At 53.7% G+C, this 24902-nt stretch carries 25 protein-coding genes; 13 read left to right on the top strand and 12 right to left on the bottom strand.

Features of this window, described 5'->3' with window-relative positions:
- Positions 1 to 49: 49 nt before the first annotated feature.
- Together rapA and cysZ are read right to left on the bottom strand one after the other, a co-directional pair.
- Positions 50 to 2932, bottom strand: coding sequence for an RNA polymerase-associated protein RapA (gene rapA, locus KO508_RS04335; protein WP_216007073.1), 2883 nt, complete (start codon positions 2930 to 2932; stop codon positions 50 to 52).
- Positions 2933 to 2948: 16 nt separating this feature from the next.
- The gene (cysZ, locus tag KO508_RS04330) at positions 2949 to 3698 is read right to left on the bottom strand and encodes a sulfate transporter CysZ (protein ID WP_216007072.1); all 750 of its coding nucleotides are present in this window, start codon (positions 3696 to 3698) and stop codon (positions 2949 to 2951) included.
- A gap of 97 nt (positions 3699 to 3795) precedes the next feature.
- Here cysZ and KO508_RS04325 point away from each other — a divergent pair, with 97 nt between their 5' ends.
- From KO508_RS04325 to KO508_RS04300, 6 genes are all read left to right on the top strand, one after another.
- Positions 3796 to 4200, top strand: a complete 405-nt coding sequence (locus tag KO508_RS04325; RefSeq protein WP_216007071.1) for a VanZ family protein — start codon at positions 3796 to 3798, stop codon at positions 4198 to 4200.
- Positions 4201 to 4670: 470 nt separating this feature from the next.
- A complete protein-coding gene (mnmH, locus tag KO508_RS04320) occupies positions 4671 to 5783 on the top strand; it encodes a tRNA 2-selenouridine(34) synthase MnmH (RefSeq protein ID WP_216007070.1) in 1113 nt (370 codons plus the stop codon).
- A gap of 128 nt (positions 5784 to 5911) precedes the next feature.
- Positions 5912 to 6745: a mechanosensitive ion channel family protein gene (locus tag KO508_RS04315; protein ID WP_216007069.1), complete on the top strand. Its 834-nt coding sequence runs from the start codon at positions 5912 to 5914 to the stop codon at positions 6743 to 6745.
- Between the two features lie 170 nt (positions 6746 to 6915).
- Entirely contained in the window at positions 6916 to 7470 is a 555-nt protein-coding gene (locus tag KO508_RS04310; protein WP_216007068.1) for an aminoacyl-tRNA deacylase, read from the top strand.
- A gap of 85 nt (positions 7471 to 7555) precedes the next feature.
- Complete coding sequence (locus tag KO508_RS04305) at positions 7556 to 8851, top strand: FAD-dependent monooxygenase (protein WP_216007067.1); 1296 nt, start codon at positions 7556 to 7558, stop codon at positions 8849 to 8851.
- Between the two features lie 34 nt (positions 8852 to 8885).
- Positions 8886 to 9251: a histidine triad nucleotide-binding protein gene (locus KO508_RS04300; protein ID WP_216007066.1), complete on the top strand. Its 366-nt coding sequence runs from the start codon at positions 8886 to 8888 to the stop codon at positions 9249 to 9251.
- A 28-nt stretch (positions 9252 to 9279) separates the two neighbouring features.
- Here the strand turns inward: KO508_RS04300 and phoU are convergent, their stop codons facing one another.
- From phoU to KO508_RS04275, 5 genes are all read right to left on the bottom strand, one after another.
- Positions 9280 to 10002, bottom strand: coding sequence for a phosphate signaling complex protein PhoU (gene phoU, locus KO508_RS04295; protein WP_216007065.1), 723 nt, complete (start codon positions 10000 to 10002; stop codon positions 9280 to 9282).
- Between the two features lie 32 nt (positions 10003 to 10034).
- The gene (pstB, locus tag KO508_RS04290) at positions 10035 to 10913 is read right to left on the bottom strand and encodes a phosphate ABC transporter ATP-binding protein PstB (protein ID WP_436836611.1); all 879 of its coding nucleotides are present in this window, start codon (positions 10911 to 10913) and stop codon (positions 10035 to 10037) included.
- A gap of 44 nt (positions 10914 to 10957) precedes the next feature.
- Positions 10958 to 12232, bottom strand: coding sequence for a phosphate ABC transporter permease PstA (pstA, locus tag KO508_RS04285; protein WP_216007063.1), 1275 nt, complete (start codon positions 12230 to 12232; stop codon positions 10958 to 10960).
- Positions 12225 to 13613 (bottom strand): phosphate ABC transporter permease subunit PstC, encoded by a 1389-nt coding sequence (pstC, locus tag KO508_RS04280; protein ID WP_216007062.1) that lies wholly within the window; start codon positions 13611 to 13613, stop codon positions 12225 to 12227. The genes pstA and pstC overlap by 8 nt, the downstream gene beginning before the upstream one ends.
- Before the next feature lie 79 nt (positions 13614 to 13692).
- A complete protein-coding gene (locus tag KO508_RS04275; RefSeq protein WP_436836605.1) occupies positions 13693 to 14736 on the bottom strand; it encodes a substrate-binding domain-containing protein in 1044 nt (347 codons plus the stop codon).
- A 192-nt stretch (positions 14737 to 14928) separates the two neighbouring features.
- Between KO508_RS04275 and KO508_RS04270 the strand changes: the two genes are divergently transcribed.
- Positions 14929 to 15333, top strand: coding sequence for an acyl-CoA thioesterase (locus tag KO508_RS04270; protein ID WP_200362356.1), 405 nt, complete (start codon positions 14929 to 14931; stop codon positions 15331 to 15333).
- Positions 15334 to 15360: 27 nt separating this feature from the next.
- On the opposite strand, the gene KO508_RS04265 is transcribed toward KO508_RS04270, so the two are convergent.
- Both KO508_RS04265 and KO508_RS18940 read right to left on the bottom strand, forming a co-directional pair.
- On the bottom strand, positions 15361 to 16500 hold the full coding sequence (locus tag KO508_RS04265) for a tRNA-queuosine alpha-mannosyltransferase domain-containing protein (protein ID WP_354668001.1): 1140 nt from the start codon (positions 16498 to 16500) through the stop codon (positions 15361 to 15363).
- Complete coding sequence (locus KO508_RS18940) at positions 16497 to 16625, bottom strand: hypothetical protein (protein ID WP_289851822.1); 129 nt, start codon at positions 16623 to 16625, stop codon at positions 16497 to 16499. The genes KO508_RS04265 and KO508_RS18940 overlap by 4 nt, the downstream gene beginning before the upstream one ends.
- Positions 16626 to 16723: 98 nt before the next feature.
- Here KO508_RS18940 and KO508_RS04260 point away from each other — a divergent pair, with 98 nt between their 5' ends.
- Positions 16724 to 17350, top strand: coding sequence for a hypothetical protein (locus KO508_RS04260; protein WP_216007061.1), 627 nt, complete (start codon positions 16724 to 16726; stop codon positions 17348 to 17350).
- Positions 17351 to 17364: 14 nt separating this feature from the next.
- Here the strand turns inward: KO508_RS04260 and arsJ are convergent, their stop codons facing one another.
- From arsJ to KO508_RS04245, 3 genes are read right to left on the bottom strand one after another with little or no spacing between them, the layout of a single operon-like run.
- Positions 17365 to 18558 (bottom strand): organoarsenical effux MFS transporter ArsJ, encoded by a 1194-nt coding sequence (arsJ, locus tag KO508_RS04255; RefSeq protein ID WP_216007060.1) that lies wholly within the window; start codon positions 18556 to 18558, stop codon positions 17365 to 17367.
- Position 18559: 1 nt separating this feature from the next.
- Entirely contained in the window at positions 18560 to 19564 is a 1005-nt protein-coding gene (locus KO508_RS04250) for an ArsJ-associated glyceraldehyde-3-phosphate dehydrogenase (protein WP_216007059.1), read from the bottom strand.
- Positions 19565 to 19609: 45 nt separating this feature from the next.
- Entirely contained in the window at positions 19610 to 20374 is a 765-nt protein-coding gene (locus KO508_RS04245) for a metalloregulator ArsR/SmtB family transcription factor (RefSeq protein ID WP_216007058.1), read from the bottom strand.
- A gap of 146 nt (positions 20375 to 20520) precedes the next feature.
- Between KO508_RS04245 and KO508_RS04240 the strand changes: the two genes are divergently transcribed.
- The 5 genes from KO508_RS04240 (at position 20521) to KO508_RS04220 (ending at position 24863) form a co-directional block, all read left to right on the top strand.
- Positions 20521 to 21849 carry a permease gene (locus KO508_RS04240; RefSeq protein WP_216007057.1) on the top strand — a complete coding sequence of 443 codons (1329 nt, stop codon included), beginning with the start codon at positions 20521 to 20523 and terminating at the stop codon, positions 21847 to 21849.
- 43 nt (positions 21850 to 21892) lie between these two features.
- Positions 21893 to 22123 (top strand): thioredoxin family protein, encoded by a 231-nt coding sequence (locus KO508_RS04235; protein WP_216007056.1) that lies wholly within the window; start codon positions 21893 to 21895, stop codon positions 22121 to 22123.
- Positions 22124 to 22153: 30 nt separating this feature from the next.
- Positions 22154 to 22870 (top strand): arsenical resistance protein ArsH, encoded by a 717-nt coding sequence (gene arsH / locus KO508_RS04230; protein WP_216007055.1) that lies wholly within the window; start codon positions 22154 to 22156, stop codon positions 22868 to 22870.
- Between the two features lie 8 nt (positions 22871 to 22878).
- On the top strand, positions 22879 to 23949 hold the full coding sequence (arsB, locus tag KO508_RS04225) for an ACR3 family arsenite efflux transporter (protein ID WP_216007054.1): 1071 nt from the start codon (positions 22879 to 22881) through the stop codon (positions 23947 to 23949).
- Positions 23950 to 24065: 116 nt separating this feature from the next.
- Positions 24066 to 24863: an undecaprenyl-diphosphate phosphatase gene (locus KO508_RS04220; protein ID WP_216007053.1), complete on the top strand. Its 798-nt coding sequence runs from the start codon at positions 24066 to 24068 to the stop codon at positions 24861 to 24863.
- Positions 24864 to 24902: the final 39 nt, after the last annotated feature.

Below are 24902 nucleotides of genomic sequence, written 5' to 3'. Positions count from 1 at the left end.
CATGGGTCAATTGAAAAAAGTTTACTCAAGGGTATCTCAAAAAACAGCTCTAAGCTGTGACGATCACCCGAATCCCTTCCAAAGCCAGACTCGCGCGCCCAATGGCTTCCTGTGCGGCCGTTAGCTGACTGCGAAAATAATCAATTTCCTCTTCGCGGATCGCCGGATTCACTTCCTTCAGGGCTTCCAGTCGGCGAATTTCCGGCTCAAAGTTTGCCGCTAACTGCTCAAGAGCCTTTTGTTTCATGGGCTCCAGATGCGGAGCAGACAAGCGCTCCACATGGTCTACCATCGTTTCCACCTGTGGCCGAATCTGCGGCACAATCGCCTGCGCGGTGCGCCGCCGGATATTGGAGCACAGATCATTCAGTCGATCATGGGGCAGTGCACCAGAAAGCTCTTTACCGTTCACATCCACCAGCAACCGTAAGGGTGAAACCGGCAAATAACGCGTCAACTGCAAGGCTTCGGGCGCCGGGCAGTGCACCGTAAACAGGGCTTCCATAAGCAAGGTTCCTGCTGGCAATGCCTTCACTGACAAGCTTGCCAGTGCCGCTTTGCCCAGCCCGGAACTGGTCACCGAGTCCATCACGCCGGTAACCATAGGGTGCTCCCAGCTCATAAACCCTATGTCTTCCCGCTCCAGAGCATGCTGGCGCTCCCAGGTAACGGTTACACCATCTTCCGGCAACTCAGCAACGTGGCCAGCCTGATATTGCTCGCCGGGGCGCAGAATGTCTGCATGCTCAGAGTGGTCTTCCACATCCACGCCGAGAATATCGAAGGCATCCATCATGTAGTCGCGCACCTGAACGGAGCCTTCTTCCTCTTCAATACCGGCAATCAGCGTATCCGCAATATCCCGGCGACAGGAGTTAAGTTCAATCAGCGCATCTCGACCATTCTGTAGCAGCGTTTTCAAGCGATCAGTCTCTGCCGCCGACGCTTCAACCAGGTTGTCCAGTACGGATAAATCGCCTTCGATGGCGCTATTCCACTGCTCGCTAACTTTCTCCTGTACCGCCACGCCCACAGCGCAACTTTCAGAAAACGCATTCAAACCTTCATGGAACCAGCGGTATTGGACCTCCTGCGACGTGTTTCTAAGGTAAGGAATGTGAATATCGATGGTTTCCTTCTGCCCGATGCGGTCAAGTCGCCCAATACGCTGTTCGAGCAAGTCGGGGTTTGCGGGCAAATCGAACAACACTAGATGGTGCGCAAACTGGAAGTTGCGACCTTCGCTGCCAATCTCGGAACAAATCAATGCCTGAGCGCCTTGTTCGTCGTCAGCAAAGTAGGCGGCGGCTCGGTCGCGCTCCAAGAGGCTCAAGTGTTCATGGAAGGCGGCACTGCGAATGCCTGCCCGGAGCTGCAAATACGTTTCCAGAGCCATGGCCGTTTCAGCCATGGCGCAGATCACCACCACTTTCGCGGGACGCAAGCTGGCTAGTTTTTTCTCTAGCCAGACAACTCTCGGATCATCTGCAAGCCATTGCTCTTCCGGCACCGACTGCTCAGGAGCCAAGCCGGGGTAGCCAAAGGCTTGATCTTGATACATGGCCGGGCAATCCAGAGGCACCGCATTGGCCCGGCGCTCCGGAAAGCCCTGAATGGCAGCGCGAGTATTACGGAACAAAACCCGGCCAGTGCCATGACGGTCCAGCAGTGCGTCTATAATAGATTGGCGTGGGGAGTCCCCTGCCAACAATTGCGCCACCTCATCGCCCAACCAGAGCTCCAAGGCCTTACGGTCCTCCCCTTGGATCTCCGAGCTCTCATCTTGTATACGCCGCACTACGTCGTTAATCGCTTCGTATTGGTGCTCTTCGTCCTGAAACGCCTGTAAATCATGAAACCGTGCAGGGTCGAGCAGTCGCAGCCGGGCAAAGTGGCTGGCCACACCCACCTGCTCCGGCGTTGCTGTTAATAGTAGTAAGCCTTCACTTACTCCAGAGAGCTCTTCTACTAACTGGTACTCAGGGCTAACCTCCTCCGGACTCCAAGCTAGGTGATGGGCCTCATCGACAATCATCAGGTCCCAACCTGCCTTCAATGCGTCGGTTCTGGCTTTTTTGCTATTAACCAGAAAATCGAGACTGCATAGCACCAACTGATCGCTTTCAAACGGGTTAACGGACGATTCCTCACCGAAGATGTGATTCATCAAAGCGTCGACATCGTCTTCGGAGTCTTTTAAGGCATCGTAGCGGCTCTGATCCACAATAGAGAAACGCAGATTGAAGCGCCTTAGCATCTCCACCAGCCACTGGTGTATCAGCGAATCCGGAACCACAATCAGCGCCCGCCGGGCTCGCCCGGTCTGCAGTTGGTAATGCAGGATTAGGCCAGCCTCAATGGTTTTACCAAGGCCCACCTCATCGGCCAAAAGCACCCGTGGCGCATGGCGTTTCGCAACTTCATGGGCAATGTAAACCTGATGCTGCAAATGCTGCGTGCGGGCGCCGATTAGCCCGCGTGCGGGGGACGCACGCAGGCGGTCCATGTGTTGCAGTGTGGCGAAGCGCAGGCGAAAGGCCCCGTTGCGATCAAACTGGCCAGCAAAGAGGCGCTGGTGCGGCGCAGAAAAATTAACGGAACCCGCGAGCTTCACTTCGGATATCTGCTCTAAATCCGTTTCAAGTTGCTCGCCATCACCTACCGCCTCGCCGTGATAAAGCAGTACGCCACTGAGGTCTTCAACCGCGCGCACCAGATATCTGGAACCGTCGAAGGTCTCGATTTCTTCACCTAGCTGATACACGATGCGAGAAAGCGGCGCGTTATCAATAGCGTAGGTGCGCTCTTCGTCTGCCGCTGGAAACCCTAGGGTAATCCGTCGACCAGAAATATCTGTCACTATTCCTAGGCCAAGCGCTGTATCACTGTGGCTGACCCAGCGCTGACCTATAGCAAAATCCGATGCGTCCAAAAAACCTCCAGACTCTTTAGTTTCGTGTTGCGCCTTTCTCGCGCACCCAATAGGCGGTCGCGCCGCAAACTGCGGCTGGAACTACGACCAAATTAAGAACCGGCACCATAGCGGCCAATGCCACTGGGAGCCCGAAGCCCAAAGCTGACAGGCGAGTATCGGCAAGCAACTGGCGCAACGCCTTAAAACTCACCTTATGATTATCCGCTGGGTAATCTACATACTGCAGCGCCATCATCCAGCTGTTGAACAAAAACCACAGCACGGCTGCAACCACGTTGACCACTGGAATGATGCCGATAATAAACAGGCCCAAAGCTCGGGGTAGGTAATAGGCGATCTTCTGGACCTCGCGCCAAAGCGCCCGAGGAATGTCTTTTATGATGGTTGCCCAGCCGTCATCGGTGCTAACTTCCTGACCGGTAAGATGCTTCTCCGTCAGTTCTGCCAAGTAACCATAGAATGGCGAGCCAATAAGGTTTGCGATAATCACAAAACCGTAAGCCAACATGAGCAAGATTACAGCGCCATAGAGAATCCAGAACAACCAGTCCAACGCCTGCAACCAGGCCCAGTCGGGCAGCCAGTCCATCGCGGTCGCAATCAATACGCCGAACAGTTCGCCCAGAAAATAAAACAGCAGTCCGAAGAGAAAAATATTGATTACAAGCGGAATGACAACGAATAGCCGCAAACCAGGCTGGCGAATCAGGCGAAAGCCTTCACCCAAATAGCCCAGTCCACGAAAAAAATTACCTCTGAGCATCGCCGATTGGCCCTCCGCTTCAATGACAGTGACGGGGCGCAAAGCATATCATGTTGAAAACCTTCACACAGCCAGAGAACTCTGACGGATTTCACTAATGGCAACACTGAGACACCAACTGACCGTTTTGTTGCACTGCCGCCCGCTGTGGCGCCTTGCCCTGGTGCTATCCGTTGTTGCTATCGGCTTTCTGGCAACCACTAACAACAGTTACCCGATACCTTCCGCTCCCAGCGACAAAGTGAACCACCTGATCGCCTTTGTTGAACTCACCATTCTCACTCGACTAGCTTGGCCACAGCTACGAGCCATCTGGTACGCACCGGTTTTACTGGCGTTTGGACTGGGCATCGAGGCCGTACAGGCCAACCTGCCATACAGAGACTTTTCGCTGCTGGACGTCGCCGCCAATGGCGGAGGCATTCTAATCGGACTCCTACTCTGGCCGGGACTACGCAAAGTGAGCCATCAGGGCTTGAGAGATTCGCCCAATTCCATGTGAGATATATCTCACAAGCATGTGAGATCTTGCAGTGATCTGACGTGCGCAGAGGCCATACTGCCACACCAGAATACCCTAATACACTGATACTATTAATCTTTATTAACTCCAACCGTCAACCCTACTAGCAAAGACAGGCTAGAACCCGCAGGTTTCTATCATCAACCATTGGTATAGTGACTTCGTCAGGGATGGCAAGGAAACGGACGACGCACTGGATGCACCCCGGCACGGAGTGCTGGGAGAAGCAGGGATACATGGATATCTGGCTTAAGGGATAACTATTCGGATGGCTGGCTCGGATGCTGGCACCACGGAGTGGCAAATGGATTCGCAACAAGGCTGTTGCACTCAGCGCAAGGATGCGCCGACCTGTTCCGGTAAAGGGCAGCCCTAGGGCTGCCCTTTTTTTATTCCGTGTCCCATCCGTTATACTGCTGCCTCATTCTGGCAAGCGACTGAGCCCTGTCATGGCAAGCAGACCCGATACCGATAATTATCTCCCCCTATTCCTAAACGACACCCCGTTGATGGATGTACGGGCACCCGTAGAATTCGCCAAAGGCAGCTTCCCGTGTGCTCAGAACGCTCCCCTGATGAATGACGAAGAGCGGCACCGGGTGGGGATCTGTTACAAGGAGAAGGGGCAGGATGAAGCCATCCGGCTTGGGCACCATTTGGTTTCGGGCGATATTCAGGCACAGAGAATCGAAGCCTGGAAACGGTTTATAGCAAACCATCCCGAGGGTTACTTATTCTGTTTCCGGGGTGGCTTGCGGTCCAGACTTACGCAGCAGTGGATCAAAGACGCCGGTATTGATTACCCTCTCATCAAGGGTGGCTACAAGGCTTTACGCCGGTTTCTTATCGACAGCCTCAACAATCTCATTGAGCCCGGCGATTTCCGCATTCTCAGCGGGCGCACAGGTACCGGCAAAACGCGCGTGCTGCAGCAACTCCCTAACCCAGTAGATTTGGAGGGGTTGGCAAATCATAGAGGCTCCAGCTTCGGACGTCAGGTAACACCGCAGCCCTCGCAAATAGACTTTGAAAACAGACTGGCCGTTGCCATGCTCAAAGCACACCACCTTACGGGTGGCTCGATATATCTTGAAGATGAAAGCCGTCTGGTCGGCCGCTGTGCCTTGCCCGATGCACTGAAAGAACGCATGGCTCGCGCACCACTTCTTATCCTCGAACAATCTTTAGAAGAGCGCATACGCATTATCCGAGAAGACTACGTAGAGGGTATGTGCGCCGATTACATGAACCGAGACGGAGAAGAAGCAGGCTGGCTGAACTTCCGCGACTACCTGCTTGGCGCGCTCGAACGCATAAGCAAACGTCTGGGCGGCGAACGTCACAGCCAGTTGCGCGGTCTTATGGAGCAAGCCCTGCAGCAACAGGAAAACCGGGGTGACGTTTACAGCCATGACGCCTGGATCCAGCCTTTGCTGCAGAACTACTACGACCCCATGTACGACTACCAACTTAGCCAGAAGCAGGGACAAATTCTTATTCGAGGCGGCGCAGATACCGTAATTGCTTGGGCGAGCGACGATAGCTCTACACAAGTAATGTGAGCGCCCGCTGCAACTCCGATATACCCCGGGCGCCTTGTCTGCTATAAAATGCGGTAAACTCATCCGGCTACACCGGAACCACACAGAAAATGATAATTAACTAAGAACAGTAATCTCAAGGAGTCCCTATGGAAGACCTATTTAGCGCTGACGGGCGCGGTTCTGAATACATAGATCAGGCCATTGCACTGGTCATGACTTATGCCCCTAAAGTTCTGTTGGCCATTATTACGCTGATTATCGGTATGTGGCTGATCAATCGTTTTGTGAACGTTTTGGATGCAAAACTTGGGAAAAAGGATCCTACCCTTAACAAGTTTTTGTGTGGGTTGACTGGCGCGATTCTCAAGATTCTGCTGCTGATCTCTGTTGCTTCCATGGTAGGCATCGCCACGACTTCCTTTGTCGCTATCATTGGTGCTGCAGGTCTGGCTGTTGGCCTTGCACTGCAGGGCAGTCTGGGCAACTTTGCAGGTGGTGTGCTGATTCTGCTTTTCAAGCCCTTCAAAGTGGGCGATGTGATCGAAGCTCAGGGCTTTCTGGGCTCGGTTCGTGAAATCAGCATTCTCTACACGGTTGTCGACACCTTCGATAATCGTCGCGTAGTGATCCCCAACGGCCAGCTATCCAACTCCAGCCTAACCAACATGAGCGTCTACGATACCCGCCGCTGCGACATGACATTCGGCATTGGATACAACGACGATATCGATAAAGCCAAGAGCATTTGCAAACGGCTTATCGAAGAAGATGAGCGCGCGCTAAAAGATCCCGAGCCGCTGATTGTGGTGGGTGGTCTTGGAGACAGCTCTGTTGATCTTACTGTTCGGGCCTGGACAAAGTCTGGGGACCTATGGCCGTTCTACTGGGACATGCAAGAGCGTGTGAAAAAAGCCTTTGATGCGGAAGGTATCTCCATTCCCTTTCCTCAGCGCGACGTTCACATGTACAAAACCGAGTGAAATAGCAATCCGTATCACATAGATACAACCCGTTACTCGCAAACAGCACAACCTAAGCTAAGCTGACCAATAATGACGGGGCCCTTGGGGCCCCGTCAGAACGTCGCCGGAGCAAGCTACACATGCCGACCGCTTCGGATAGTTGTCATTGCTGGTAGGAGGCTTTCTCTATGCCGATACAGCAGCTAAAAGAGTTTCTTGATGAGGCCAATGTTGAATACATGTGCCTCACTCACCCTCCCGCATTTACCGCTCAGGATCTTGCCCACCACGTAAAAATTGCGGGTGATAAGGTCGTTAAAACTGTCATTATCGAACTGGATGGAAAAATGGCGATGCTGGTTATGCCAGCAACCTGGCGCGTGCGCTGGGAGAGCCTTTCCCGCATTTTGGATACCGACTTTGTTGACCTTGCCGACGAGCAGGCATTTCAGGATCGCTTCCCAGACTGTGAAGTCGGGGCCATGCCGCCTTTCGGCAACCTGTTCGGGATGACCGTTTACTGCGCCGAACCGCTAACAGAACAATCCGAGCTGGCCTTTGCCGCAGGCAGCCATACAGAAACCCTGCACATGAAAACCCGGGATTTTCTGAACCTGGTTCAGCCCATGGTGCTCAATCGAGGCTTTAACAAGCCCGGTGCTCCCAAGCCAGCTTGGTTACTGAAAGGCCGACGCCAGCATGGGGAGCACTCGGAACAACAGGTATCTGGGGTGCTAGGTTAATGCTGCTATTGTACTCGGCTTGACCCCGGTCGCTTGTCTGATTGTTGCCATCGCGTAAACTGTGGGCATCAGACAGGAAACCGATATGACTCAAGCATTTGATATTGTGATTGTCGGCGCTGGCATGGTTGGCGCCGCACTGGCTACTGGCCTTGGGCAGGAAGGCTTCAGTGTCGCGATGGTTGATCGCGCCCCTGCACCCAAGTTCGATCCGGGCTCGGCCCCCGATATACGCGTTTCTGCCCTAAGCGCTGGAAGCGAACGCTATCTGCGAAGTCTGGGCGCTTGGGACCATATCCTAAATATGCGCGCAACACCCTATCGCCGCCTAGCGGTATGGGACGAAACCCCTCATCCATTAAGCAACTTGCTACCGCGCACGTCCAATCAGGTGGAATTTGATGCCGCCGGGCTGAACGCTCCTCACCTAGGCCATATTGTTGAAAACTCCGTAACCCAGCAGGGCCTTTGGCAAGCTGCACAAGCCGAGCCCTCGGTTACCATACTGGCAGGCAAGGGCGTCACTGGCATTACCCAGACTGATGCTCAGGTCAAAGTTGTGCTTGAGGGTGGCGAGGAACTGACCGCCGCACTCATTATTGGTGCCGACGGTGCGCAATCCCGGGTGCGGGACAGGGCGGGCATCGGTGTTACCCGGAACCAGTACGATCAGCAGGCCATGGTTATTTCTGTGCGTTATCAGGGGCCAGTGCAAGATATCACCTGGCAGGGGTTTTACCCGTCCGGTCCCAGAGCCTTTCTGCCACTTTATAACGTAGGCGCCAGTCATTCTGGGGAAAGCCGCGCTTCACTGGTGTGGTACGACTCGCCAGAAGAAATCGCCCGACTGAAAACCCTGAACACTGAAGCTTTGATGGTGGAGATACAGAAGGGCTTTCCGGCCGAACTGCCACAGCTTACCCATATTGAAGATCGCGCCAGCTTTCCCATCGCCCGCCAACACGCCAAACACTACTCGGCGGGGCGTATTGTGCTAGTGGGAGACGCCGCTCACACCATCAATCCCTTAGCGGGACAGGGCGTAAACCTTGGTTTTCAGGATGCCCAGTGTTTGCAGAGTCTTTTGAAAGAAGCCAAGAGAGCCGGGGACGACCTGGCCAAGCCCTCATGGCTGGCCAGCTATGAGCAGCAACGGCGACCTGCGAACAGGCGTATGATGTTCGCCATGGATGCGTTTTATCATCTGTTTAGCAACCAGATCCCGCCGCTTCATTTGCTCCGGAACCTCGGCTTGGGCACCGTCCGTGCCCTGCCCTTCGCACGCAATCGGGTAGCACGCTATGCCATGGGAATCGACGATGAGCTCCCAGCGGTTATCCGGCAATTAACAGCCCGGTTGCCGGGGCTGAGCCAGCTTTGAATATTTGGACAACGATAAACAAAAGGAAGCCAAAATGTCAGAAACGCTTTTCACCAAGATCATTAATCGCGAAATCCCGGCGGATATCGTTTATGAAGACGACATCAGCTTGGCGTTTCGCGATATCAATCCGCAAGCACCGGTACACCTACTGATCATCCCCAAAAAGCTGATTGCTACCATCAATGATATCGAGGAGATGGACCGAGAACTGGTCGGCCACCTTTACTGGGTAGCCGCCAAGCTCGCGAAAGAGATGGGCTTTGCCGATGACGGCTATCGCACGGTGATGAATTGCGGTGAAAACTCCGGCCAGACCGTATTCCACATTCATCTGCATCTATTGGCAGGCAAACCTCTAGGCTGGCCGCCGTATACCGACAAAATGAAGCAGGCCTGAGAAACCAAAACTTGGATAGCGTGGGGCTTTAGCGCCCCACCACCCGCTCGGCTTCTTCCATTGGTGTGTGGCGCACGTCTTCGCCTTTCACCATGAAGATCACGTTTTCGGCAATGTTGCAGGCGTGATCGCCCACCCGCTCCAACGACCGCAGAACCCACATTACCGACATGCAGCGTGAAATATTGCGAGCATCTTCCATCATGAAGGTCAGCAAAGTGCGGGCCGCAGCCTGATACTCTTCATCTACTCGTTTATCTTCCTTCATCACCCGCAAGGCCTGTTCGGAATCCAGTCTAGCAAAGGCATCCAACGAATCATGGAGCATGGCCATGACGTGAGCCCCAATGTGGCGAATCTCCCCATATCCTTGGGGAGTCTGCCCTTCTTCGGTGAGTTTAATGGCAAACTTGGCAATTTTTTTGGCTTCGTCGCCAACTCGCTCCAAATCCGCAACCATTCGGATAACTGAAATAACCAGTCGCAGATCTCGGGCAGTAGGCTGACGGCGGGCGATAATGAGCATCGCCTCCTCGTCGATGTCCATTTCCATCCGGTCAACCATTCGGTCGTTGGCTCGAATTTCTTCCGCCAAATACCCATCACTGTCAACCAACGCCTTCAAAGCACTTTCGATCTGAGTTTCCACCAGACCACCCATTTTTAGAAATCGGGTTTTCAATGCCAGCAATTCGTCGTTGAAACTGTTAGATATATGGTCCCCGTAAACGTCGTCTTTATTCGTAGGCATGCTGTATTCCTCTTTTGTTCTGCGCACCGGGATTAACCAAAACGACCGGTAATGTAGGATTCGGTCAGCTCGTGTTCCGGCGTAGTGAACACCTTGCTGGTATCGTTTACTTCCACAAGGTGCCCCATATGGAAGTAGGCGGTGCGGTTGGACACTCGCGCGGCCTGCTGCATGGAGTGGGTCACGATCACAATGGTGTAGCTCTCGGACATCTCAGTAATGAGCTCTTCAATTCTGGCAGTAGCAATAGGATCCAGCGCCGAACAGGGCTCATCCATCAGCACCACTTCGGGGCTGACGGCGATGGCTCTTGCGATACACAGCCGCTGTTGCTGCCCCCCTGACATGCCGGTTGCCATGGCATCAAGGCGATCCTTCACCTCGTTCCAAAGGCCTGCCTTGCGTAGACTGTTTTCTACAATGTCGTCCAGATCAGACTTGCGATTGGCCAAACCATGAATCCGCGGGCCATAGGCGACATTGTCGTAGATAGATTTTGGGAAGGGGTTGGGCTTCTGGAAAACCATGCCAACACGAGCGCGCAGCTCAACTACGTCTCGCTTTGAGTCATAGATGTTCTGCCCATCCAACAGCAATGAACCTTTGATCCGGCAGCTATCAATGCTATCGTTCATGCGGTTCAAACAGCGCAAAAAGGTGGATTTGCCGCAACCGGAAGGCCCGATAAAGGCGATAACCTCATTCCGGGCGACGTCCAGACTGATATTTTTTATGGCCTGTGTTTCACCGTAAAACACCTCCACATCCCGCAGTTTGAACTTGGGGTCGTCCGCGAAGGGCGTACCAACCGTCACGCCCTCCTCCAACACCGTTTGTTCGGGCTTTGCCTCTGTTACCGGCATGACCTTATCCTCTGTTACCGGCATGGCCTTATCATCTGGCGCCTGCATTTTGTTGGTTATCGTCGAACTAACAGTACTCATATCTATTCTCCTTACCACCGGCGCTCAAGACGTTTACGCAGCCAAATAGCCAATGCGTTCATACTCATCAAAAAAGCCAACAAGACCATAATCGCAGCTGAAGCACGTTCAATAAATGCCAGCTCAGGGCTGCCAGCCCACAGAAACACCTGAACGGGCAAAACAGTTGCGGCATCAAAAAGCCCTTCCGGGACTTCGACAATAAACGCGACCATGCCTATCAACAGAAGTGGTGCGGTTTCGCCCAGCGCCTGAGCCATACCGATGATCGAGCCGGTCAACATGCCCGGTAAGGCCAACGGAAGCACATGGTGCAACACGACTTGCATTTTCGAAGCTCCAATACCTTCAGCAGCTTCGCGTACCGAAGGCGGTACACTCTTGATTGCTGCGCGGCTGGAAATAATGATGGTAGGCAGGGTCATCAAGGTCAGTACCAAGCCACCTACCACCGGCACTGAACGCGGCATGCCGAACAGGTTGATGAAAATCGCAAGGCCCAGCAAACCGAAAATGATAGACGGTACCGCAGCCAGATTATTAATGTTCACCTCAATGAAATCCGTCAGCTTGTTCCTCGGGGCGAATTCTTCCAGGTAGATAGCGGCAGCGACACCAATGGGGAACGCCAGTACCAGAGTAATGATCATCGTCAGCAAAGAGCCAACGATCGCCCCCAGAACACCCGCCTTGGCAGGATCCCTTGAATCACCGCTGGTGAAAAACACATCGTTGAAGCTGGTCTCTACAAGCTCGCGCGCTCTGAGGTCATCCACCCAGGCCTGTTGCTGGTCCGTTAGCTTGATCGAGTATGCTGCATCGCCTTTGTGCTTCACATACACATCAACGTTACTGTGCGCCAGAAAAGACATGGTTCGCGTTGTCCCCATCCATTCCGGATTTTCAATCAGCGCGTCTCGAAGCTCACTGGAAGCGTATGGGTTGATCAACCGGCGTAAGGCGTCCTGATCATCTTGAGTTGCACTCGGCAGAGCCCTACCCACAGCAGCTACCAGAGGTGCAACGAAGTCCGCCATACGGACCTGTTTCGGATCTGTAGGGTCATCCAAATACATCAGATCCGGATCCATGGTCACTTCCAGAGTGATCGTTGTTTTCAGGAATCCGGTGTACCCCTTGCCTACAATATCGGTAAACAGAGTAACCAGAGCAGCGAGGGCTATTGCAATAGCCACGATTCCATAAGCCCGGAAACGGCGTTCTTTGCGATATCTGCCTTTGAGGGACCGGCGAACCAGTTCCGCTTGTGAAGTATGATCAGTCATATTGTTCCCGGTATTTTCGAACAATTTTCAAAGCAATAACGTTGAGCAACAGGGTAGAGATAAACAACATCGCACCCAGTGCAAACGCAGCCAGAGTCTTGGCACTGTCAAACTCCTGATCACCAACCAGCAGAGTGACAATCTGTACCGTCACGGTGGTTACCGTTTCCAGAGGATTGGCAGTGAGGTTAGCCGCCAGACCAGCAGCCATTACTACAATCATGGTTTCGCCAATGGCCCTGGACACGGCCAGCAAAAGGCCACCCATGATGCCCGGCAATGCCGCCGGGAAAATAACTTTCTTCATGGTTTCAGATTGAGTGGCACCCAGAGCAAGGGAGCCATCACGAAGTGTCTGGGGAACAGCGTTAATAACATCGTCTGAAAGCGAGGACACGAACGGGATAATCATGATACCCATGACCAACCCCGCTGCGAGAGCACTCTGTGAAGAGGCCTCCACGCCAATTGCACTGGCCAGATCACTGATGAACGGCGCGACCGTCAAGGCCGCGAAAAAGCCATACACCACCGTGGGAATACCTGCCAGCATTTCCAGTAAGGGCTTGACGGTGCTGCGAACCCGTTTGTTGGCGTATTCAGAGAGGTAAATTGCCGATAGCAAACCAACAGGCGCTGCGATCAACATCGCAATAAACGAAATCAACAAAGTCCCGGTGAACAGCGGGATCATACCGAAGGCTCCCTCCGAGCCCACCTGATCGGTTCTCAGGGCCAGCTGGGGGCTCCAGGATGTGCCAAAGAAGAACTCAAAAAATGGCACTTGCTCGAAAAATCGGATGGTTTCAAACACCACCGAAAAAACGATACCTACCGTTGTCAAAACTGCAACGCCGGCACAGGCAAAAAAGAACCAGCGCAAAATGGCTTCGACTTGCTCACGAGCATTCAGTAATGGGCGAATCCTCACCCAACCCACAAATCCCGCCAACAGCGCAACAGCAAGAACAAGGCCCGTCATGTAAATCTTGCTCTGTACCTGAAGTACCTGCAGTAATTCGGCCGCCTTAGCTACCGGCTCCTCCACAAAGCCAGGTGGTAAGGAGCCATTGGCAACATTGCCAATTTTACTCATCAGAAGGCTGGCTTCACCTGCCGTATCCGGAATCATGGTATCAGGCAGGGTACCGACCACGATTGACTGGATCATCTTGCCTTCAAACGCTGCCCACAATCCAAGGATAACGAGCGCAGGTACTCCGCACCAGATGGCTGCACGAACGCCATAATACCCGGGCAGTGATTTCAGGTGACGCACACCGCCGAGCGGCATAGCCAATGTGCGGGAGCGCGCGGAGCCCAGCACATAGGCGACTGCGGCCAGCAGCATCGTCAATAAAAGCAGGTTTAACGGTTGCATGAGAATTCCTGTCTTCAACTACACAGAAGGGTGCAGGCTCGTGTACGCCTGCACCCTGCATTAACCGAAATATTCCGGTTTACTTCAGCTCATTCAGAGTCAGGTTAGGCATATTTTCTACCTTGTCCTGAAGCTCCATCAAAGCTTCGCGAGTCGGTACGATGAGACCCACATCTTTCAGGTAACCGTTCGGGCCCATGGCACGGGGGCTGACGAACTCGGAAGCGTACTCAACGATACCAGGAACCACGCCCACGTGAGCCTTCTTCACGTAGAAGAACAAAGAGCGTGCAACCGGGTACTTATCTTCTGCGATGTTTGCCTGAGTAGGCTCAACACCGTTGAGGGAGGCCGCCTGCAAACGGTCAGCATTCTCTTCCAGGAAGCTGTAACCGAACACACCGTACATGTCTTTGTCACCGATGAGTTTCTGAACAATCAGGTTATCGTTCTCACCCGCTTCGATGAAGGCTCCGTCTTCACGAATACTCTGGCAGATCGCCTTGTGCTCATCTTTGCTCAGGCTTTCGGCTTCCTGTAGCTGATCACAACCACCTTCCAACGCCAGTTCATTGAATGAATCACGGGTACCGGAAGTCGGAGGCGGTCCCATTACGCGGATAGGCTTGTTTGGCAAGCTGGAGTCAACATCGCTCCAGTTTTTATTGGGGTTAGCAACCCACTCGCCATTCTGCGGTACTTTCTCACCCAGGGCCAGGAACAGCTGCTTCAGGGTCAGATCCATGTGATCTGCTTCCTGCGAGCTGGCAATCACGATGCCGTCAGAACCAATACGGAATTCAACAATGTCTTTCACGCCGTTGCTCTGGCAAAGCTCGAACTCAGAGCTCTTCATACGACGGGAAGCATTGGTGATATCAGGGTTCTGTGTACCGATACCCTGACAAAAAATCTTCATGCCACCGCCGGAACCTGTGGATTCCATTTTCGGCGTAGAGAAATCTGTGTTGGAGCCAAAACGCTCAGCCACAACAGTAGCGAACGGGTAAACCGTGGATGATCCCACAATACTGATAGTGTCACGAGCCATCGCCGGTGCGGACATGACAGCGACGGTGCCAGCCAGCGCCAATGTAGCGAATGTTTTATTGAGTTTTATCACGTCGAGTCTCCGGTTTCAGTTTAGGACGTTATGTCGGATGTGCGTTTCCGATGAGTGCATCCTACGAACGCTCTGTGACAACTTTGTTACAGTCGATGGAATATAGGCTTCATTGAGAAAATACCCTTGCAGAGAGTCGCCATCCCGTTAACATGCTAAGAAAATAATTCTAGATAACAAAAGGCGTGATCCATGACTGCATACGATGACGATAAACCCCAGCCCCGGGGCGACTTAACCCTTCAGATCGTTCCATTACCTCAGGATACAAACGCCAATGGCGATGTCTTCGCCGGTTGGCTGGTCAAACAGATGGATATTGCCGCAGCTACCGTCGCTGGGCGTATTTCTTTGGGCCGCAACGCTACCGTGGCCATGGACGGGATGGAATTTCTCTCTCCGTTACGAGTCGGCTCCCAAGTCGGCTGTTACTGCGAATTAGTAGACATAGGCCGCAGCTCCATGAAAATTAATGTGGAAGTATGGACCCTTGACCGCACGGCAAAAAATCCGCGCAAAGTCACCGAAGGCAGGTTTGTCTACGTGGCCATTGATGAACAAGGCCGTATTCGAGAAGTTCCCGAACAGAAAGCCTGACCATCAATCGACCCTGCTCGCCAAGCCTTACTGCATTGATCCAATCGAATCACTTGAAGGTTCAGGCTTAGGCGCGATCTTGATGAGCCGGTCAAACAGGGATCGATACCTCCCTGCAAGTACCGACGCACTCCAGGCATCGGGTTGGCAGCAAGGTGGCGGCTTTTCGATAAGCCGCTGCAAGCAACCGACTGCAGCCTTAGCTTCCGTATCAGCATCCTCTTCATGGCTGTCGTAACGACAGCTGTGAGGCACGTACTCCCGATAAGCCAACCTATCCGGCGCCAATGGGGCGCACCCAGCGGCCATAGCCTCCAGCATCGACAAGCCCTGAAAATCATGAAGCGCCGTTGATAGAACAACATCTGCTTTGCGTAGCAGTCTGTCGTATTTAGTTCGGCTCTCCAGAAACCCCCAATTTTCTATGCGATCACGGAACCTTGTCGCTATCTGGGCAAAGGCGCTTGGATGGTTACGGAAACTCTCTCCGACCACGCTCAGACGATACGGCTGTTGCTGCCTTTCTAACACGTCCAGAAAGTTAAGCAGCCTGTCTGGCCCTTTATCGTATTCCCAACGGTGGTTCCAGAGCAGATGCGGGCACTCTCGATTCAAGGGCGTTGGTGTGCCCTCAAACAATGCGTCTTCGATAGGCACCGGCAGCACCTCGGATTTACGCTTCAGGTTGTCAACCAGCCCGCTCGGCACCGCATCCGGCATTTTGTTCAAAAACGCCCCCGCCCCTTGCAAAAAGCTGTCTCGATTCCAGGCACTGTTGAATGCCACACAGTCTGCAGCCATAGCGCCATAGAGGTTCACCATTTGAGGCTCTACGCGCCCCTGCTGCTGATGGCTTACGGGGAAGGCAAACTGATTCTCATGCATGTATAACAAACAAGGCGTGTTCGCCAGTTGTGGGTGCAGCCCCCGTAAGGTTGCGAGGTCCACCATGGATGTAGCAACCACCAAATCCCAGGATTCTTGAAAACTAGGCTCGTTAAGCCAACTCAGAGCGTTGCCGCGGATACGCCACTGAAAAAATCGTGGGGCTAGTGCCAAGGTATGCCAGTGATAGTCCGGCAAGAGTTGAACGAGTTGCTCCCGCCAACGTTTATGACTGGCGGCATCGTAAGCCGACAGGAGCAATATGCGGGGTTTGATACTCACCAAGGCAGCCCTTCATCATTGCTGCGCCAGAAAGAACCGGTATTCTTCGAACTCCGATTGGCTCCAGTGGTTACTGCTAGTCTGAGTTCAGGCATACGAAACACCTCCGTTTTGATCGTGCTCATGGATCAACCTCGCAGATTGGCAAGGTCGCCCCCAACTTTTATGCGTTATACCATAAGGCCCTACTCCGCCAGAACGCGACAACAGGAACTCGGAAACCGTGAACGTTAAGCCGTTAATTACATGGGGGTTAAGTCTTGCCTTGTTCGCGTCACCGGTGGTGGCCGACGTTAGCATCGCACCTTTCGCAGGCTTTCGCGCAAGTAGCTCGATCGATATCGAATCCTCCGGTACCAACACCAAAGATCAAATCCGGTTTGAGGACACGGTGAGTCAGGGGCTGGCATTGAACTTCGATCTACAGGAGGCAGGCAAGCAGGGAGAGTTATATTTCGGCCGTCAGCAAACCTCGGCAAAGCTCGACAACGGCCTGTTTGCTCCGGGCACAGAATCCATCGACATAACAATTTACCAGCTACAGTTCGGTGGTCTTTACTTTCCGGGCGGCAAAACCTACGGCGGTTTTGCGTCCGGCGTACTGGGCGTAACCCGCCTAGAACCAAACAATTCGGCATTCGATACCCACCACCGCATTGCCCTGTCCCTCGGCGGCGGCTATCAATTTTTCATTAGTGAGCAACTGCGCCTGCGGCTTGACCTGCGAGGTGTTTATACCGCACTGGATTCCGGTGGCTCGGTGTTCTGCTCCGGAGGTTGCAAGCTCACCTATAGCAGCAGTGGCTATCTTCAGGTTGAAGCCGGTGCTGGTTTGGTGCTGAGGTTTTAACGCGTCATCAAGCGTCAGGCCAGGGCTTCCTGCCTTTGGGGAAGCATCAACGAAAACAAAGCAGCTATGGCCACAAGCCCTGCCGAAATCCAAAGGCAGGCCCCCAAGCCATAACTCTGATAGACCCAACCGGACAAGACAGTTCCCAGCAGCCGACCCGCCGCATTGGACATGTAGTAGAAACCCACATCCAGCGAGACACCATCACCCCTGGCATAGCTGACAATCAGGTAGCTGTGCAGGGAGGAATTAATGGCAAAGAGCACACCGAACAACAGCAAGCCACCAACAATAACGACCTGCGGTGACCAATTCAGCATCAGGCCAGTGGCAATAGCAGCGGGAATCAGCGCCAAGGCAGCGGCCCAGAGCACGGCGGACTGTTTATTGTCCAAATTGCCGGTAATTCGGGGAGCGACCGTCTGGATAAAGCCATAGCCAATGACCCAGGTGGCCATAAAGCCCCCCACCTTCCAGAAATCCCAGCCGAAGACTGTATGGAGGTAGACCGGCAGGGCCACCACAAACCAGACATCCCGAGCACCGAATAGAAACATCCGGGCTGCAGATAGCACGTTAATAGCCCGGCTTTTCGACAAAATTTCACTGAACTTGGGCTTGGCCTTGCTCTTACCCAGCTCCTGCTTGAGCAAGAACAGGCTCGCCAACCACACGAGACCAAGCGCCACGGCCATGACTATCACCGCGCCAGTAAAACCGGCCGACATCAGCAATACGCCACCCAGGAAAAAACCTACACCCTTCAGGGTATTCTTCGAGCCGGTCAGTATGGCTACCCATTTGTACAGAGTGCCCTGCTGGGCATCTGGCACCAGCGACTTAATACCGCTTTTGGCGGACATTTTGTTCAAGTCTTTGGCAATGCCAGACACAGCCTGCGCCGCCATCACCCAGGGTACGGTCAGCAAGGCTGCTGGCACTGCTAGCATGGCCAGAGCGGCAATCTGCAAGAATAGCCCGATATTCATGGTGCGATTCAGCCCCATGCGGGCACCCAGATAGCCGCCTACCAAATTAGTCACAACCCCGAAGAATTCGTAAAAAATGAACAAAAGGGCAATTTCCAGAGGCGAATAACCCAGCTGATGGAAGTGCAGCACCACCAACATACGCAGCGCGCCATCCGTCAGAGTGAAGGCCCAGTAGTTGCCTGTAATCACTAGATATTGACGAATGGCCGCGCTCATATCAGGCAGAACCTACCTTGCGCACCAACTCTACGGTGCGGTTGGCGTAACCCCATTCATTGTCATACCAGGCGTAGATTTTTACCTGAGTGCCATTGATAACCAGCGTGGATAAGGCATCGACAATGGATGAGCGCGGATCCGTCTTGTAATCAATGGATACCAAAGGGCGCTCTTCATAACCCAGAATATCCTTCAGTTCGCCCTCGGCGGCTTCTTTCAGCAACCTGTTCACGGTGTCCCGATCTGTTGGCGTCTCCACTTCAAACACACAGTCGGTCAACGAGGCATTGGTAAGCGGTATCCGTACGGCATGGCCATCCAACCGCCCTTTCAGCTCCGGAAAGATCTCGATAATTGCGGTTGCAGAACCGGTACTGGTGGGAATCAGCGAACTGCCACAGGCTCTGGCTCTACGCAGGTCTTTATGAGGCGCATCGAGGATGGTCTGAGTATTGGTCAGGCTGTGAATAGTGGTGATAGAGCCATGTTTGATGCCGAGTTTCTCGTGGATAACCTTAACCACAGGTGCCAGGCAATTCGTGGTGCACGAGGCTGCGGTGAGAATGCGGTCCTGAGCCGGGTCGAAAATATGCTCATTCACACCCAGAACGATGTTTTTAGCTCCGACCTCTTTCACTGGTGCCGTAGCCACCACACGTTTCACGCCCTGATCCAGGTATGCCTGAAGCACCGCGACCTTCTTGTTGACCCCACTGGCTTCAATCACCACATCACAGCCCGACCAGTCAGTGTCACCGATGGCCTTGTTATGGGTAACTGAAATGCGCTTGCCGTCGATTACCATCTCATCGTCACTGGCTGAAGCCTCGCGACTCCAGACACCGTGAACACTGTCGAAGTTCAACAGGTGCGCCAGAGTGTGGGTATCCGCCCCCGGATCGTTAATGGCGACAAACTCCAGCTCTGGCCAGCCCCAAGCTGCCCTCAGAGCCAGTCGGCCAATGCGGCCAAATCCGTTAATGCCTACTTTGATCTTGCTCATGGCGGACTCCTCAATAGGTTCGTAATCCGTGTATCTGATTGATAATCAGGGGCACTGCACCGCCGGGCGATCAGCCATGGCCTGCAGTTGCATCAGGGGCATTTCAATCAATGCGCCATTGTTCCGGGCGGTTTCATCCACAACCCGCGAAACCCAGGCGGGTAGCCGGGGGTTAAGGTAATAGTAGACCCACTGACCACGACGCTCCGTTTCGACCAACCCTGCATCCCGAAGAATCGCCAGATGGCGGCTGACTTTCGGCTGTGCCAACCCAAAAGCCTCGGTCAATTCGCACACGCAAAGTCTGGCCTGATCCCGGATCAACAACAGGGCAGCCAACCGCAAATCGTCACCCAGAGCCTTAAATATAGTCACGGGTTTATAAACTTCGGGTTTCAGGGCTGTCCCTTTCTGATGTACCAGAGTGAACAGACCTATCCGCTCTTTAAGCTCTTTCAGAGTCAGTGAAAATATTACATGGCGGTTACTGGCGGCCGGGTCTGGAAAATCCCAGGCGATTTGCTGGGCTCCCTGGCTAAAAGCCACACACTCACGGGCGGCTTTTTCACAAAGAGTGATCACATAATCCCAGTGTTCATTCTGAAAATGCGCCAACGATTTACTCTGGAGACCCTCGGTGGGTATTCCCGCCTCCTGCAAAACCTGCAAAGCCAGGGAATTGGGCTCAGAAGGCTGAGTACCGGCACTGGCCACCTCAAACTGATCTCCGGCCATGTGTCTCAACAGTGCCTCCGCCATCAATGAACGGGCGCTGTTTGCGGTGCAGATGAACAGAACTTTTCTTTTCATATGATTTTTCGCATATACAAGTTGCCATATATCTGTTTTTAGCGATAATAGGTGTTGAAAGTTACAAAGTAAAGACACCTGAATGACATAGTCTTCTTATCTTCTATGGTTGCCTACACGCATCACCCAAGGAACCGGAACCCGACATGACAGAAAAACTACTAGCGATATACCGGAGCAATCAGCGGGAAGGCAACCTGCTGTTCTTCATGATACTGGTGTTTCTGGCTATTTATTTCATACCCGCCGGCACCGAGCGCTTTGATAACGCCATCCTTGAAGCTTTTCGTCTGACCAACTGGTACGCCCGCGAACACGTTATCCTGTGCCTGCTGCCAGCATTCCTGATTGCCGGCGCCATGGCGGTATATATCAGTCAGGGTTCGGTGATGCGTTATCTCGGCCCCGCCGCCCCCAAGCCCGTTGCCTTTACTGTGGCATCTGTGTCCGGCACCTTGCTGGCCGTCTGCTCCTGCACCGTGCTGCCGCTGTTTGGCGGTATCTATCGTCGCGGCGCAGGCCTGGGAGCTGCAGTAGCCTTTCTATATTCCGGCCCTGCCATCAACATCATGGCCATTGTGGTGACCGCCAAGGTACTGGGTGCTGAAATCGGCCTTGCCCGGGCCGTCGGCGCTATCGTTTTTGCCATAGTGATTGGTGGCATCATGCACCTGATCTATCGCAAGGAAGAAGCCCAGCGTTCAGTCTCAAATGCTCGAGGCTTTGGTGACGACAGTGCAGAAAAACCTGTTGGTATCATTGCCCTGTTCTTTGCCCTTATGGTCGGCATTCTTGTATTCGCCAACTGGGCGGCGGCAGACAGCGATACCTGGATGGCCATTCACGCTCTCAAATGGCCGATCACTGCCGCACTGGCTGCAGCTTTAGGTGGTTTGCTGATCTGGCGCTGGAACTGGCCCCCAGTGCAACTACTGACTCTGGGCGCCGTCATTGCTGTTATCGCCATAATGGCACCCGGCATGCCCGAGCTACCATTTGTGATCGGCATCGGCGGGCTGATGCTGATTGCCATGCTGCGGGAAGACGACCGGGAATGGCCGGTGCAGAGCTGGGATTTCGCAAAACAGATCCTGCCGCTACTGCTGGCTGGCGTGTTCGTTGCGGGTTTTGCGCTGGGCAGACCCGGCCACGAAGGCATGATTCCATCTGAATGGGTAGCCATAGCGGTTGGTGACAACTCACTGCTTTCCACCATACTTGCCTCGGTGCTGGGTGCTTTAATGTATTTCTCTACGCTGACCGAAGTGCCCATAGTGGAAGCTCTGATGGGTTCCGGTATGGGCAAAGGCCCGGCCCTTGCGCTGCTTTTGGCTGGCCCAGCTCTGTCATTACCCAACATGCTGGTTATTCGCACCATTCTGGGCACGCAGAAAACACTGGTTTACTGCGCTCTGGTTGTAGTGATGGCTACGATCACCGGCTTTGCCTATGGTAACTGGTGGGTGTCCGCCTGATACCCGCCCTCATACGTACCCCCAACACCGGAAGGAAATCACTATGAAAATGACAATCTATGGAAGTGGCTGTGCCAAATGCAAACAGCTTACAGCCAACGCCGAGGAAGCCGCTAATGAGTTGGGCCTGAGTTACGAAGTGGAAAAGGTCACCGACGTGAATGCGATTATCGACGCCGGCATCATGCGCACACCGGCTCTGGCTTTAAACAATGACATTATAGTGGAGGGCAAAGTGGCCAGCCCGGCAGACATCAAGAAACACCTTAGCTAAACACATTTATCAGGGATTCCGAATCGCACTATGAAGCCGACCGACACACCGAATATCAACGCAGACCTGTTCCAGCCACCGACCACAGAACAGGTATTCGCAACGGAGCCAGCAAATCACGCACCGCGTATTCTGCTGCTGTATGGCTCGCTACGTGAGCGCTCATTCAGCCGTCTGGCCGTTGAAGAGGCGGCTCGTTTACTGGAGGCCATGGGCGCGGAAACCCGCATCTTTAATCCGCGCGGCCTGCCGCTGGCCGATGCGGAAGATGCGTCGCACCCCAAAGTCCAGGAACTGCGGGATCTGGCGCAATGGGCAGAGGGTATGGTGTGGTGCTCCCCTGAGCGCCACGGGGCGATGACTGGCATCATGAAAACCCAGATCGACTGGATTCCGCTATCCATGGGAGCCGTTCGCCCCACTCAGGGCAAGACTCTGGCCGTTATGCAGGTATGCGGCGGTTCCCAGTCATTCAATGTGGTGAATCAGTTGCGGGTGCTGGGCCGGTGGATGCGGATGCTGACCATCCCCAACCAGTCTTCGGTGCCCAAGGCCTACATGGAGTTCGATGACAATGACCGCATGAAGCCCTCACCTTATTACGACCGCATTGTGGATGTGATGGAAGAGCTGATTAAGTTTACTCTGTTGGTTCGCGATCGCAGTGATTACCTCACCGATCGCTATTCCGAGCGAAAGGAAAGCGCGGCAGAGTTGTCGAAACGCGTAAACCAGCGGTCCATCTGAGGAAAACCATGAGCAACAACACCGATGCAGTAGACCGTGATAACGACCCCGGTGGCATGGACCTGTTTGGCCGGTTTCTGTCGATCTGGGTGGCCCTGGCTATTATCGTAGGAGTGGCACTGGGTCAGTTTGCCCCTGCGGTTCCCGAAACTCTGTCCCGATTCGAATACGCTCAGGTGTCTATTCCTGTCGCCATCCTGATCTGGGCAATGATTTTCCCGATGATGGCGCAGATTGATTTCAGCGCCATTGTGGGCGTACGGAAAGAACCGAAAGGACTGGCCATTACCACTATCGTGAACTGGCTGATCAAACCCTTCACCATGTTCGCCATCGCCTGGTTCTTCCTGATGGTAGTATTTGAGCCGTTTATCGAACCAGACCTGGCGAGTGAATACCTGGCAGGTGCCATTTTGCTGGGCGCAGCTCCCTGCACAGCCATGGTGTTTGTCTGGAGCTATCTTACCAAAGGCGACGCTGCCTATACTCTGGTACAGGTATCCCTGAACGATATCATTATGTTGTTTGCCTTCGCCCCAATCGTGGTTTTCCTGCTGGGCATATCGGATATTCAGGTACCCTGGGATACCGTAGTGTTGTCCGTAGTACTATATATTGTCATTCCGCTCACAGCTGGCTACTTGACCCGCCGGAGCCTGATTGCCCGCAAAGGCCAGCACTGGTATGACGAAGTATTTCTGAAGCGTCTCGGCCCGGTAACCCCGGCAGCGCTGATTATCACTCTGGTGCTGTTGTTTGCATTTCAGGGCGAAGTCATACTGGAAAACCCGCTGCATATTGCGTTGATTGCGGTGCCGCTGATCATCCAGACCTTTCTTATCTTCTTCCTGGCCTACGGCTGGGCGAGGCTATGGAACGTGCGCCACTGCATCGCCGCCCCCGGTGCCATGATAGGTGCCAGCAATTTCTTTGAACTGGCCGTCGCTTCCGCCATTGCGCTGTTCGGTCTGCAGTCCGGGGCGGCTTTGGCCACTGTAGTAGGCGTATTAGTGGAGGTTCCCTTGATGCTAATTCTGGTGCGCATTGCCAACAACACCAGAAACAAGTTCCAGCCCTGAGTCCTTGTATAGCCTCGGGGCAATGTCCCGGGGTTATAAGCCTGTTCAGCCAACCACCACCCTGCTAACATCCTGCCCAACCTTGTGACGCAACAAACCCTAACGGAACCCTTAGAATGGACTTTCTTCAAGCTCTTTTCCTTGGCCTTCTACAGGGATTGACCGAATTTCTGCCTATCTCCAGTTCAGCACACCTTATTCTGGTTCCAGCTTTCTTTGACTGGGTAGATCAGGGCGTCGCCTTCGACCTTGCAGTGCACATGGGCACTCTGCTGGCGGTGGTGCTCTACTTCCGCACAGACGTGTTCGGTATTGCCCGAGACGGTCTGATGTCCATGGGCCAACGCCGTGTCGTCGGCCAGGGAGCACTGGCATTATACCTTGTAATCGGCACGGTTCCCGCAGGCCTCGCGGGCCTTGCGCTGCTGGATATCATCGACAATGAACTTCGGGCAGTGGAGATCATCTTCGCCACTACACTAATTTTCGGCCTGTTACTGGGTATTGCAGACTGGATGCCCAAGCGCCAGCGTACTATGGACACACTGAACTGGAAGGACGCGTTACTGGTAGGAATTGCCCAGGCACTGGCACTGGTTCCCGGCACATCCCGCTCCGGTGTAACCATAACCGCCGGCCTGTTTCTGGGCATGTCTCGGGAGACAGCCTCCCGGTTTTCGTTTCTTCTGGCCATTCCAATTATTGCGTTGGCCTCTGCCGTCAAACTTCTGGAAGTGGCAACCTCGGAGATTTTGGTCGATTGGAGTGCTTTTCTGGTGGGCAGCGTCACTTCATTTTTAATCGCCATTACCGCCATCCACTTCTTCCTGAAGTGGCTGAATAAAGTTGGCATGTGGCCCTACGTGCTCTATCGAATCCTTCTGGCCGGGGCCATTTACGTTCTGCTAATGTAAAATCTGCTCACCTGAGCAATAGATTACCTGCCAACAATT

Origin of the sequence: Marinobacter salexigens (genome assembly GCF_018860765.1) — a bacterium.
Lineage (GTDB): Bacteria > Pseudomonadota > Gammaproteobacteria > Pseudomonadales > Oleiphilaceae > Marinobacter > Marinobacter salexigens_A.
This window is presented reverse-complemented; position numbering and strand designations above follow the sequence as displayed.